This window comes from Runella sp. R5_40 (assembly GCF_057652295.1).
The window spans coordinates 413,917-426,832 of record NZ_JBYFCH010000004.1 but is presented as its reverse complement, the minus strand read 5'-3'; the positions used below and the strand labels follow the sequence as shown (position 1 = coordinate 426,832).

Sequence of the window (12,916 nt, the reverse complement as noted above, 5' to 3'; positions counted from 1 at the left end):
ATGCAAACGAGAAAACAATTATTTTTCTTTCTTTTCGTACGCATCCAAAATGTCTTTCACCAAACGGTGGCGAATGACATCGCGTCCGTCCAACTCTACAAAAGCAATATCTTTGACGTGGCGGAGGGTTTCAAGGGCATCCCGTAAACCTGATTGTTGGTTTTTAGGAAGGTCCACTTGCGTTTTATCTCCCGTAATGATGACTTTTGAGCTAGGGCCCATCCGTGTCAAAAACATTTTCATTTGCGAAGGAGTCGTATTTTGGGCCTCATCCAAAAGAATGAAGGCATTATTGAGCGTACGCCCCCGCATGTAGGCTAACGGGGCAATCTCAATGATATTGTTTTCCAAATAGAACTTCAGCTTCTCGCTTTGAATCATGTCTTCCAAGGCATCATAAATAGGCCGCAAATAAGGGTCTATTTTTTCTTTGAGGTCACCTGGGAGAAACCCAAGATTTTCTCCAGCTTCTACCGCAGGACGAGTAATGATGAGTTTTTTGACTTTTTTTTCTTTCAGGGCCTGAACAGCAAGGGCCACGGCGGTATAGGTTTTTCCTGTACCTGCTGGGCCAACGGCAAACATCAAATCGTGTTGGGCTGCTTTTTCCACCATCAGTTGCTGGTTGGCAGTTTTGGCCCGTACCACAATCCCACGCGTTCCATACACAATCACATCTTTCTCGTCTTGAAGAACGTGGGGGGGGGCAATGGAGCCACCATTAGCAGTAAGATAATGACGTACGTTTTCGTGGGTAATTTTGCCGTACTTTTGGTAGTGCTGAATCAATGACTCAAGAATATCACTAATGCGAAGGATTTCGGGGGGAGTGCCCATCACCCTAATTTCGTTGCCGCGCGAAATGATTTTACTCATCGGAAAGGCGGCGGCTACTTCTCTAATGTGGTTGTTTTCAACGCCCAAAAAGTCTAAGAGCGACACATTTTCTAAGGAAATTACTTTTTCGACCAAATGCTTTAAAGAGTTTAAGTTTGTGGAAAAATAGCGCTATTCTTTTAAAATTACAAAAAACAAACATTAAAAGCCCGTGGGATGGTTCTCGACGAGGGAAAATAACTGATGGAAATCAATTTTTTGATGGTGTGGTTTTTTACATTTGCATTTTCTTAGGATATTTTTTAATTCAATTGTTTTTCAAATTTGAAACTTATGCTGAAAAAGAAACTTCTTTTTGTGTTGGTCGCTGGTATTTCTTTTTGGATGGTTTCGTGCAAGCCCAAAGCTAAACCAGAAGAGTATAATGCCAAAGCAGCTGATCCTGAATTATACCATAAATCGGTGGAATTGTTGACTGAGGTAATTATCCATGACATCTTCAAACCACCCGTTGCAAGTCGAATTTATGCGTATTCAAACTTGGCAGGCTATGAGGCCATGGTACCGGGCTTCCCTGCCTACGAATCGTTGGGTGGTAAATTAAACGGCTTTAAGACGCCCCTACAGCCAGAAGCAGGCAAAGAATATTGCTTTCCTTTGGCCAGCACCCGTGCTTTTTTGAAAGTAGCGAGAACCCTGACTTTTTCGGCTAGTTTTTTTGATGAATACGAAAAAACGTTCTACAAAAAATACGAAGATATGGGTGTCCCATCAGACGTAATTGAGCGTTCGATGGCTTACGGCGACAGTGTGGCTGCGCACGTGATCAAGTACTCAACGGGTGACAAGTACAAACAGACCCGTGGGGTTCGTTTTACGGTAACAAATGAGCCAGGCACTTGGGTGCCAACTCCACCAGCCTATGCCGATGCGTGTGAACCAGAATGGCACAAAATCCGCTCATTGTCATTGGATTCGGCACGCCAATTTTCACCTCCGCCTCCTCCCATGTGGACTAAAAACAAGAACTCTAAGTTTTGGGACGAAACGCGTGAGGTGTATGAAGTAGGCAAAAACTTGACGGAAGAACAAAAGCGTACGGCTTGGTTTTGGGATGACAACCCGTTTGTGATGAATGTAGTTGGGCACGTGATGTTTGCCAATAAAAAAATGACGCCTGGTGGTCATTGGTTGGCCATTCATTCAACGGTGAGCCGTAACCAAAAAGCCCCATTTGATCGAAGTGTTGAAGGATATACCCTGACGTCTATCGCATTATTAGACGGATTTATCGGTTGTTGGGAAGAAAAATACCGTAGCCGTAAAGTACGTCCAGAAACGGTGATCAACTCAGACATTGACCCAAAATGGCAACCGTTTTTGCAAACCCCACCTTTCCCCGAATATACCAGTGGGCACAGTACAATTTCGGCCGCTTCTGCGGAAGTATTGACGTTTGTACACGGTGATAATATCGCATTTACAGATTCGACGGAACACAAACATGGACACGGCGTAATGTCCTTTAAGTCGTTTAGAGAAGCAGCGCTAAGTGTGAATGTCAGTCGCCTGTATGGAGGTATTCACTACCGTTCGGGTTGTGATGAAGGCAATAAAGCAGGAACTAAAATTGGCCAACACGTATTAAGCGTGGCTAAAACAAGAAAATAAGTTGTAAAGAAGGTATGCTTCAAATTACCAATCTACACAAATCTTACGGAGGGCATCTGGTACTTCAGGTGCCCTCTCTCTTTTTAAAAGAAGGAATCCATTGGTTTAAAGGGGCGAATGGGTCGGGGAAAACGACATTTTTTAGGACGTTGGCGGGTATGTTGCCTTTTGAGGGTGAAATTAAAATGGGTACGTGGGATATTCGTAAAAACCCCATTGACTACCGATTGCACATCAATTATGGTGAAGCTGAACCTGATTATCCTGAGTTTTTGACCGCCAATGATTTGATTCAATTTGTGGCAAAGGCCAAAAAAGCGTCCCAAAAACAAGTGGATGAGTTGATTGAGCTGCTTGGTATTGAGCCCTTTTTGTACCAACCATCAGGAACGTATTCGAGCGGAATGCTTAAAAAGACATCGTTGGCAGTTGCGTTTTTGGGGCAACCCAAAGTGATTATTTTGGATGAACCATTGATTACGATTGATGATGCAACCGTCCAAAAGGTGTATGAACTTGTGCAAAAGTACCATGCCCAAGGTGTAACTTTTTTACTTTCTTCGCACCAAGATTTTCGATTTGAAGCCCTTCCCATCAAGCAATTGTTTGAAGTAAAAGACAAAAAAATCACGGAACTGCCGCCTCCTCGGGGCGAAAATGACCGCCACTGATGTTAGCCGTACTCCACATTCTCCGCAAAACCCTCGTTACCGAATATTACCGACTCAATACTGGCTTTCTCTTCTTAGTTGCCATGTTTGCTTTCGGTATATTACGCCCCGAAGACCACATCGCTCTGGCCTCTTATGTGTTTGCATCCCCATTTTTGTTGGCGCTAATGGGCGTTGTATTTGCTTTGTATCACTTCAAAACGGTTTTTTTTGTTCGCCAAAGGCTCTTGTGGGATTCCCACAGTTTTCTCTATAACTTATTGTTAATTGCCAAACCTTACCGTTTGGCGGCTTGGTTGTACGTACAATGGATGCTTTGGTTGCCTGTGGCGCTGTACGTGATTTTTGTGGGGTATTATGGCTGGTGGACTGGGCAACGATTGTCAGTTATTGCAACGATGATTTACCTCCTATTGGTGCCTGTAACGGGGGTTGCGGCCTACGAATATCGCCTACAACGGCCTAACCCTGATACCCGTTTGAGTATAGTTACTACGTACTTAAACCGACGATTTAACAAGCCTCAGTGGTCGTATTTTATTCTGTATTTGTTTTCCGAAAACCCCGTTTTATTGTTTCTGACGAAAGGCTTTTCCTGTTTTGTTGTCGTGGGAATTTGCAAAATTTACCCCACCGACAGCTACGATGAGCGCTTGTTCTCGTTGGGAGCGCTGACGATTGGGATGGTTCATTCGGTGCTGATGTTACACCTCTACGAATTTGAACATTTACAGTTGCCTTTGTTGCGAAATATGCCAATGAAAATGGGACAACGCCTACAGCAATACGGACTGCTTTTTGTCCTCATGATGTTGCCAGAAATTGTTTTTCTCGTTCGCTACATGCCAATTGGTCTGAATTGGGGGTATATTTTGGAATGGTCAATGTTAGTCATTGGGATGCTGTTTTTGCTTTTTGGGCGATTTTTGCAAAAGCATTATGTGATGGATACGTTGCTTCGCCAAGGGTTCTACGCCTTTTTTATGGGATTTTTCTTGATAATGTTCAAAGTCCCGACCTTGATACTAGCTTTGGGAAGTTGGGGGATTGGGCTTTGGCTATGCCACCGATTTTATTACACCTCCGAATATATTATTCATCAAGAAGGGCTTAAAATCCGACCCGAAGAGTAGGATAATTTTTTGTATAAATTGGTAGTTTTGCAACCTATATAAAACCTCGCGCTCACATGAAACGTACGTTTGGAAGTATTTTAACGGGAATTGGCGTTATTTTTATTCTTTTTGCCTGCATCGCCTTTATGTCAGACAAGGCGGTGATAGGCTTCACCCTTACAAAATGGGAAACTATTGTTCCTTTTTTGGTTGGTGTGCTCTTTTTATTAGTTGGGGTAAATTTATTGGGCAAAGTGGCTGATTAATTGCTTCTCTACAACAGGTAAAACTTTCACACAGATGCGCACAGATTAAACAACCCACAGATGTCGCAGAAATTATTCCTCTGTCATCTGTGTGCATTTAATCCGTGCCGTTCTGTGTGGAAAAACACTAAATGGTAATCTTCTTCCCACCATTTGCCACCGACTTATAGACGGCCTCAACGATGCGAATATCCCGTAGCCCTTCTTCACCTGGCGCTATTAGTGGAATACCTTTGATAAGTGCGTCTGTATCATCGTCCAATTGCTTGGCTTGTTGACTTTGTAAAGGGAAATCAATTGGCCCTTGAGGACTGCTTCCTTTGTTGCCCGTGTAGCTCGAAAACGGTTCCATTTTAAACCAGCCCTTCTCGCAGTTCGCTTGCAAGTAGTTCATATTGATACCAAAACTGGTATGGCAAGCGGCTAAGGCGCCACTCGGAAACTCCAATTGGAACGTGGCTGTTTCTTCCACTTCTTTGTAAATGTCTGGGCGAGTTGTGTGGAATTGAGCCGAAACCGACGTTGGTTCTTCACCTACGGCCAAGCGCGCACCTTGAATGGCATACACACCCATGTCGCCCATTACGCCACCGCCAAGGGCTTTGTTTTGTTTCCAATGGGTCGTACGGGCGTCAAAATACCCTGCGCCACATGTCACCATACGAACTTTCCCAAACGTTTTTTCTTTGGCAAACTTCATGTAAGCTTGCGTATTTGGATCGTGTTGACAGCGGTATCCGATGGCGAGTTTTACTTTGTTATCGGCACAGGCTTTAATCATTGCTTCACAATCGGCTACACTAGGTGCCATGGGTTTTTCACAAAATACCTGTTTTCCAGCCTTGGCAGCCCGAACGACAAATTCGCGGTGCATACTTGGAGGAAGTACGACATACACTACGTCAATATCAGGATTGTTGGCGATTTGGTCAAAGTTCTGATAATTGTAGATGTTTTTGTCCTTGAGGTTAAATTTCTTTTGCCACGTTTCTGCTTTGGAAGGAGTCCCTGTGACAATGCCCATCAGCTCACAGTTTTTGGTAAGTTGAAGGGCAGGTGCGAGCAAATCGGTGCTGTAATAACCGAGACCCACCAAGGCGATTCCTAATTTATCTTTTTTGGGGCGAGTCGCCGCCAAAAGTGGATTTATCGAAATCAAAGAAGAAGCCCCACCGATGGCAGTGCTTTTTAGAAAATCACGACGCGTGAACATAAGATGTGAAGGTTTGGGTTTTGAAGTGATACTGTTTCCTAATATATGACTTTCGGGTGACAATATACTCTAAAGTACTCCTTAAAAATCAACATCCAAACCAAGGAGGCGCTGGAGGTCGAGAAGAGAAGGGTTTTTCTCGGCTAAGGTGTTGAATTTTTCGAGCGGTGTGTAGGGGTTGCGCTTTACTTCGTTGGGCGCAATGCGGTAAGAAATTTGAATTTGCCGATTTTTAAGATGGCGACGCAAATACCCCAGCAATTCGGGTTTCACATCGTTGAGCAGAACCTCTTGGTGAAGGTTGTCTAAAATTAATTCAATCGTGGTTCCCTCAATTTTAAATTCACGATTAAGCATAATTTGCTCGCTGACGGCACCACCATTTTGCTCCCGAAAACGAGAAAAGGCATCCCACGTTTGCTGAAGTTCTTCGGTCGTAAAAGGTTGGTCCTTCCAATTTGTTGGCAAATCTGCCGTAACCGTTGGGTCTTCTTGGGTTTTTGCTACTGGTTTTGTCTCCTCTACTGGCTGGGGTTGCGCAGAAATATTGACCGTCGAACGGAGTTTGCCCAAGGCACCTGGTAAGCCATTTTGAGGGTAAGGAGGAGGTGTTTCGGCCGCAACACTAGGACTTGGAAGGGACGCAATGGGCTTTGGAGTAGCAGTCGTTGGAACTGCTACTTGGCTATTTTCGGTCAGACTAGGCTTTTTTTTTTCGTCGCCCGATAGCGTATTCAAATCCAAAACTTCAGGGATTTTTGCCAGTTTCATCAGGCATATTTCCACGTGCAGTCGCTGCTGTTTGGCCGCTTTGTAATTTATATCACACTGACTTCCAACGCTTAATGCAGAAAGAAGAAACGATACGGAAGCCCGCGCCGATTGGTCTAGGTATTTGTTTTTGGCCGTTTCTGATACTTCGAGCAGCTGAACTGTTGCAGGGTCTTTGGCTACCAGCAAATTACGGAAATGCTCCAGCATCCCTACCACAAACAAGTGTCCGTCGAAACCTTTTTTGATGATTTCATTAAAAATCAACAACGTTTGCGAAACTTCACTTGTAAGTAGGGCATCTGTCAATCGGAAATAATAGTCGTAGTCAAGAATGTGAAGATTTTCGAGAACATCTTTATACCGAACAGTATCATCTGTCGAAAAAGTGACATTTAAGTCAAACATCGAAAGGGCATCTCGAAGCCCTCCATCCGCTTTTTGGGCAATCAGTTCGAGTGCCTCTCGTTCGGTCGAAATCCCTTCTTTTTGGGCAATGTGCTCAAGATGATCGGCAATGTCGCGTGGTTGAATGCGGTTAAAATCAAAGATTTGGCAACGCGACAAAATCGTTGGAAGGATTTTATGCTTTTCGGTAGTTGCCAAAATAAAAATGGCATAGCTCGGCGGTTCTTCCAACGTTTTTAGAAAAGCATTAAAAGCCGACGACGAAAGCATGTGCACCTCGTCAATGATGTATATTTTGTACTTACCCGTTTGGGGCGGGTAGCGTACTTGATCAATCAAGTTACGAATATCATCCACGGAGTTATTGGAGGCAGCATCCAATTCGTGAACGTTAAATGAAGCATTGTTTTGAAAAGCCACACAACTTTCGCACGCTCCGCAAGGCTCAATCTCGTCAGTAAGGCTTTGACAATTAATGGTTTTGGCCAAAATACGGGCGTTGGTTGTTTTTCCTACGCCACGTGGCCCACAAAACAAAAACGCTTGGGCGAGGTGGTTGGTACGAATGGCGTTTTTGAGGGTAGTCGTAATGTGTGACTGCCCAACAACTGAGTCAAAAGTAATGGGGCGATATTTCCGCGCCGAAACTACAAAATTGTCTGCCATGGCCGCAAGTTAGCAAGAGCGACGGTCAAATCAAACAGAAAAATGCCCGCTAATTTCTAAAATAGGGTAAATCAGGAAGTTAACAAACCCACAAAAAACATTGAAATACCATTAAAACCGAGACTGATTGATTTGTCGGTTTGGCCTTCATGCGGCAAATGCGTAATTTTGCAGCTTTTTCGGAGTAACCTATTCATTATCGAATGCCAAAGCCCTACGTTAACGGAGTGTTTGGAAGTTTGAGGCACCATTGTGTAAGGGTGGTCGTTTTTATTTTAACCGCTCTGCCCGCATTTTCTCAAGTAACCGTTAGTTTTCCAACATCTCGCATTGTTTTTCAACGCTCACAAGCCAATAAGGCATCATTTGTCGTCACTGGGACATACAAACAGTCCATTCCTGAAAGAGTTGAAGCGGCTTTGACACCTCTCAATGCGGGTCAAGGTACGGCTACTGGTTGGCAGGTGCTTGAAAATGCGCCAGTAGGTGGTATTTTTTCAGGAGAAATATCAGCAGAAGGAGGATGGTATAAGTTAGAAGTACGGTTGGTTAGAAATGGGCAAGTAGCTGAAACGGCCGAAGTTGACCGCGTAGGAATAGGCGAGGTGTTTGTGGTAGCAGGCCAATCCAATGCGCGTGGGATTCAAAACTACGGAGCTTCGGCAGCAATAGATGACCGAGTGAGCTGTTTTAATTACTTAAATTCCAATTTTGAACCGAATGAGCTACCACAACCCACTTTTTCGCACTTAAATGCCGATAGTTACATTGCACCTTATGGATATTCTGCTTGGTCTTGGGGGGTATTGGGGGATTTGTTGGTCAGAAGGCTTAACGTTCCAATTTTGTTTTACAATGCAGCTTTAGAAGGTACTACAAGCCGTGCATGGCGCGAAAGCCTCTACGGAAATGCAAGTAATCCATACGTGGGTGGTTTTTATGGAAACCAATTGCCCTATTCTCAGCTTCGGGTGACACTTCGCGAATTTGCGAGTTTAACGGGAATTAGGGCTATTTTATGGCATCAAGGGGAGTCTGATACGAGCTTTAACATCCCCGAAGATGAAATTGTGAGTAATCTCCAACAAATTATTGGACAAAGTCGCAATGATTTTGGACATAATTTGAGTTGGGTAGTATCACGGGTTTCGTTTAGCGAAAAGGGAAGCAATGTTTCGGTCGTTAATGCTCAAAACCGAGTCATTGGGTCGGTATATAATGTCTTTGCAGGGCCAGTTACGGACAATATTCAAATTCCTCGACCTGATGGCGTTCACATGCAAGGTACTGGATTGAATTTGTTGGGAGAGGCGTGGAACAATTCGCTGACCGATTCGTTTTTCCAAAGTTCACAGCCTCGGAATCCTTTTCCAATACCTACCTTTAAAGTAAGCTGTGCGGGAGAAAATCGGATAAAGTTATCCATTCAAGCCACTAATTACCCAGAAGTAAATTGGAATCAAGTGGGAGGAGGTTCGCGAGAAATTACGGTTGAGAATGGGACGTATCGGGTAAAGGTGAGGGATTTTAATGGAAATTTTGTGTATTCTCCCACTGTTGAAATTAATCAACAGACGTTTGAAGCTTTACCAAAACCAGCGATTCCCATCATTTCGGCGAGTGGAGGTACTTCTTTTTGTGAAGGAGATCAAATTACGCTCTCAGCACCCGAAGCTTCAGCGTATCAGTGGAGTAACGGTGCCAACGGCCGAACCATCGACGTATCGGAGACAAATCAATATACCGTACGAATAAAAGATGCAAACGAGTGTTGGTCTGGGTATTCAGCAGTTACTTCCACAGTGAGAAACCCTCGACCATCCGTCCCAACCATTATTGCCAAAGGACCGTTGGAATTTTGTAACGATAAAAATGTCGTGCTAGAGATTGAAAATGGAACTACTCTTTCAACGACCAATAGCTTTTTGTGGAATTCAGGGCAAAATGCCACGTCCATTACTGTTCGTGAATCAGGACGTTTTTCTGCAAGAACAGTCAATCAATACAATTGCTTCTCTCAGTTTTCGGTTCCAGTAACAGTAACGGTGCATCCAATTCCCGAAACTCCCGTCATTTCGCCAAGCGGTTTGGTTCGTTTCTGCGAGCGTGAAGCCGTGACTTTGTATGCTAATACGTCATCATCTGTATTCTGGAACAATGGTGCAACCTCATCTAACTTACTGGTTCGGCAATCGGGTAAATACAGTGTTATTGCGACTAATGAGCACGGGTGCGTCTCTGCTCCATCGAAAGAAGTAGAGGTAGAAGTAAGCCCCATTCCTACGCAGCCTAGCATTGAAAAAACGGGTAATTATATTCTAAACGTGAAAGGAGATTATTTGTCAGACATTCAGTTTAAGTGGAATTATGGGGCAGAAGAAACCATTACTGCAGAAAAATACCTCAAAGCTCAAAAATCAGGACCATACACCGTAACCGCTTTTTATTTCTTAGAACCAGGCAGGGCTTGTTCATCCCTGACTTCTGAGCCTTTTGACTTCGTTTTGGATGTGTCGGGCAATGGAGTGAATGTATATCCTAATCCAAGTTTAGATGGGGTTTTCCTTTTGGAAAGTTTTGAAGATTTGACCGACGTAAAAATGCAAGTAATGGATTTGAATGGGAAATTGATGTTGGAACAAGAAACCCCCTTGTTGTCAAACTCACAACCCCTTCGGCTAACACCGCTGCCCTCGGGCACGTACTTGCTGAAAGTCCGTAGTTTTGGGAAGCCAATAGTTACCAAAAAACTGCTTGTAATCCGCTAAAAACGAGAAAACCTTGGCACGAAAATTGACAAAGAATGAATCAGTGTTGGAATGTACCAGTAAATGATGTTATTTTGCGGGTCAATTTTTGGAAACCCTTTCTTTTCCTTAGAACATTTAATTAAACAATTAACTTTAAACTTAATAACGCGCAAGCAACTATGGCGTTAATCAACAAAATCAGGGAGCGATCAGGTATTGCGGTAGTGGTTATTGCCGCCAGTTTGATTCTATTTATTGTCGGAGGTGACATTTTAGGTTCGCAGGCATTGTTTGGAAACAATCAGAACGTCGGTGAAATCGCAGGTGAAACCATTAGTTACAAGGATTTCCAACTCAAATTAGACCAAGCCCGTCAGGCGTTTGAAGCTCAAAGTGGTCGCGCTGCGACCGAACCAGAACAACAAAGCCTTCGTGAGCAGGTTTGGAATCAGTACATCATCGACTATGCTTACAAAAAAGAATACGATGCCTTGGGACTAAAAGTAAGTAGCGACGAGTTAGTTGATATGGTACAAGGGAACAATGTGAGCCCAGCCGTTCAACAGTCATTTACTAACCCTCAAACGGGTGTTTTTGACAAAACTCAAGTGATAAGCTACCTCAAAAACCTTAAAAACTTGCCAGTAGAGCAACAACAAGCTTGGCAAAATTTTGAGAAGAGCTTGGCCGAAGATCGTCTTCGTCAGAAATACGAAAACTTACTCCGCGTTGGAAGCTACGTAACACGTGCTGAAGCAGAGAAAGAATACCAAGCACAAACGGCTAAAGCATCACTTCGCTATTTGTACGTACCTTATTATTCAGTGGTTGACACGACGATTAAGGTAACAGATTCGCAATTGCAAGATTATTTGGCCAAGCACAAAGACGAATACAAAGGCTTTGACTCTCGCACCATTCAATACGTAACTTTCCCAATTATTGCTACCAAAGAAGATAGCGTGGAAATGTACAATAAAATTAAAGAATTGGCGCGTGGATTGGCAACCGCAACTAGCGACTCTACTTACGCTCGTGTAAATTCGGACGTACCTACAAAACTTTACTGGTCGTATTCAGACATGCCAGATCAGTTGAAGTCGGCGGTGAAGTCATTTATTCCAGGTAGTGTAAATGGCCCTTATCGCGAAGGAAATACGTATTTTATCTATAAGTACGGCGGTACTAAAATTGACACCGCCTATACAGCACGTGCCAGCCACATCTTGATTCGTACGCAAGGAACAAGCGATTCTGCCAAAGCAGAGGCGCGTACCAAAGCTGCTGATTTGTTGAAGCAATTGCAAGGTGGTGCTAATTTTGAGCAATTGGCCACTGCAAACAGCGCTGATCCAGGTTCGGCACAGCGTGGTGGTGACTTAGGCTTCTTCAGTGAAGGTGCCATGGTGAAGCCATTCAACGACGCCGTATTTGCAATGAGTGGTACAGGTTTGATTGGTCGTTTGATTGAATCAGATTTCGGTTTCCACATTATTAAAGTAACAGAGCCTAAAACGAACGTTCTTTACAAAATTGCGGCAATTGGTAAGACAATGACGCCAAGTCAAGCAACACGTGATGCGATTTATGCGAAAGCGGACCAATTCTCAATTGAGTCTAAATCAAAGGCAGCATTTGATGAGAACGTGAAAAAAGATAAAGGTTTGCTTGTTCAAACGGCCAACCGTATCCCAGAATCGGCGAGCAACGTGAACACGATTCAAAACGCGCGTGAAATTGTTCGCTGGGCATTTAACGATGATACCAAGACTGACCAAGTTTCTCCAGTGTTTGAAACAGATGAGCAATATGTGGTGGCTATTTTGACAGGAAAGTCATCAAAAGACAGCCCATCTATCAACGACTTCCGTGACGAACTTACTTTGAAAGTACGCAATGAAGTTAAAGCAGAGCAAATCACAAAGAAATTGAGCGGTATCCAAGGTGGAACGCTTGAGGCGATTGCCCAAAAATACGGTGCAGGTGCATTGGTAGAAGCTGCAAATGAAATCTCATTAGCGACAGGTTTCTTGACAAGTGCAGGACTAGATCCAATTGCGCTTGGAAAAGGCTTCGGTTTGAAAGCTGGCAAGAAATCAAAAGTATTTACGGGAGAAAACGGTGTGTTTATCATGGAGAAAGTTTCTGATACGCCAGCACCAGCAATTGCCGATTACTCTATGTACAAAGCCAATTTGCAATCAAAGAACCTTCAAGCAAGTTACTTGTTGAATGAGGCAATCCGCGAAAATGCGAAAGTAGTAGATAACCGCGCGAAATTCTTCTAAGAAAGAATCAGCCAAAATCATAAAAAAATCCTCGCTTGAGAAAGCGAGGATTTTTTTATGCGTCTATTTTTAAGCATTGGTATTTGTGGTATTTAAGCAAACGTTTTAGAAGCATCCAACGAAGCCTCGGCAGAGGCGCAACATTTGTAGATTAATCAAACGTTTTAGAAGTATCCAAAGAGCCTCGGTAGAGGCGCAACATTTGTAGATTAATCAAGAGTTTTAGCAGCATCCAAAGAGCCTCGGCAGAGGCGCAACAT

9 protein-coding genes are annotated in these 12,916 nt (G+C 43.6%); 6 read left to right on the top strand and 3 right to left on the bottom strand.

Annotation, left to right across the window (positions count from 1 at the left end):
• Positions 1–18: 18 nt before the first annotated feature.
• Complete coding sequence (locus AC23N5_RS11090) at positions 19–972, bottom strand: PhoH family protein (protein ID WP_028526951.1); 954 nt, start codon at positions 970–972, stop codon at positions 19–21.
• 198 nt (positions 973–1,170) lie between these two features.
• Here AC23N5_RS11090 and AC23N5_RS11085 point away from each other — a divergent pair, with 198 nt between their 5' ends.
• From AC23N5_RS11085 to AC23N5_RS11070, 4 genes are read left to right on the top strand one after another with little or no spacing between them, the layout of a single operon-like run.
• Positions 1,171–2,508: a vanadium-dependent haloperoxidase gene (locus AC23N5_RS11085; protein WP_487755618.1), complete on the top strand. Its 1,338-nt coding sequence runs from the start codon at positions 1,171–1,173 to the stop codon at positions 2,506–2,508.
• A 14-nt stretch (positions 2,509–2,522) separates the two neighbouring features.
• Complete coding sequence (locus tag AC23N5_RS11080) at positions 2,523–3,179, top strand: ABC transporter ATP-binding protein (RefSeq protein ID WP_487755617.1); 657 nt, start codon at positions 2,523–2,525, stop codon at positions 3,177–3,179.
• Positions 3,179–4,312, top strand: a complete 1,134-nt coding sequence (locus AC23N5_RS11075; protein WP_487755616.1) for a hypothetical protein — start codon at positions 3,179–3,181, stop codon at positions 4,310–4,312. The genes AC23N5_RS11080 and AC23N5_RS11075 overlap by 1 nt, the downstream gene beginning before the upstream one ends.
• 56 nt (positions 4,313–4,368) lie before the next feature.
• Positions 4,369–4,560 carry a hypothetical protein gene (locus AC23N5_RS11070; RefSeq protein WP_028526947.1) on the top strand — a complete coding sequence of 64 codons (192 nt, stop codon included), beginning with the start codon at positions 4,369–4,371 and terminating at the stop codon, positions 4,558–4,560.
• Positions 4,561–4,687: 127 nt separating this feature from the next.
• On the opposite strand, the gene AC23N5_RS11065 is transcribed toward AC23N5_RS11070, so the two are convergent.
• Positions 4,688–5,773 (bottom strand): Gfo/Idh/MocA family protein, encoded by a 1,086-nt coding sequence (locus AC23N5_RS11065; protein WP_472486461.1) that lies wholly within the window; start codon positions 5,771–5,773, stop codon positions 4,688–4,690.
• An 81-nt stretch (positions 5,774–5,854) separates the two neighbouring features.
• A complete protein-coding gene (locus tag AC23N5_RS11060) occupies positions 5,855–7,618 on the bottom strand; it encodes a DNA polymerase III subunit gamma/tau (protein ID WP_183976703.1) in 1,764 nt (587 codons plus the stop codon).
• A gap of 203 nt (positions 7,619–7,821) precedes the next feature.
• Between AC23N5_RS11060 and AC23N5_RS11055 the strand changes: the two genes are divergently transcribed.
• Together AC23N5_RS11055 and AC23N5_RS11050 are read left to right on the top strand one after the other, a co-directional pair.
• Positions 7,822–10,386: a T9SS type A sorting domain-containing protein gene (locus tag AC23N5_RS11055; protein ID WP_487755615.1), complete on the top strand. Its 2,565-nt coding sequence runs from the start codon at positions 7,822–7,824 to the stop codon at positions 10,384–10,386.
• Positions 10,387–10,547: 161 nt separating this feature from the next.
• Positions 10,548–12,656, top strand: a complete 2,109-nt coding sequence (locus tag AC23N5_RS11050) for a peptidylprolyl isomerase (protein WP_183976700.1) — start codon at positions 10,548–10,550, stop codon at positions 12,654–12,656.
• Positions 12,657–12,916: the final 260 nt, after the last annotated feature.

Coding starts and splice junctions, on each gene's coding strand:
- AC23N5_RS11085 (WP_487755618.1), top strand. CDS start 1,171: ATGCTGAAAAAGAAACTTCTTTTTGTGTTGGTCGCTGGTATTTCTTTT.
- AC23N5_RS11080 (WP_487755617.1), top strand. CDS start 2,523: ATGCTTCAAATTACCAATCTACACAAATCTTACGGAGGGCATCTGGTA.
- AC23N5_RS11075 (WP_487755616.1), top strand. CDS start 3,179: ATGTTAGCCGTACTCCACATTCTCCGCAAAACCCTCGTTACCGAATAT.
- AC23N5_RS11070 (WP_028526947.1), top strand. CDS start 4,369: ATGAAACGTACGTTTGGAAGTATTTTAACGGGAATTGGCGTTATTTTT.
- AC23N5_RS11065 (WP_472486461.1), bottom strand. CDS start 5,773: ATGTTCACGCGTCGTGATTTTCTAAAAAGCACTGCCATCGGTGGGGCT.
- AC23N5_RS11060 (WP_183976703.1), bottom strand. CDS start 7,618: ATGGCAGACAATTTTGTAGTTTCGGCGCGGAAATATCGCCCCATTACT.
- AC23N5_RS11055 (WP_487755615.1), top strand. CDS start 7,822: ATGCCAAAGCCCTACGTTAACGGAGTGTTTGGAAGTTTGAGGCACCAT.
- AC23N5_RS11050 (WP_183976700.1), top strand. CDS start 10,548: ATGGCGTTAATCAACAAAATCAGGGAGCGATCAGGTATTGCGGTAGTG.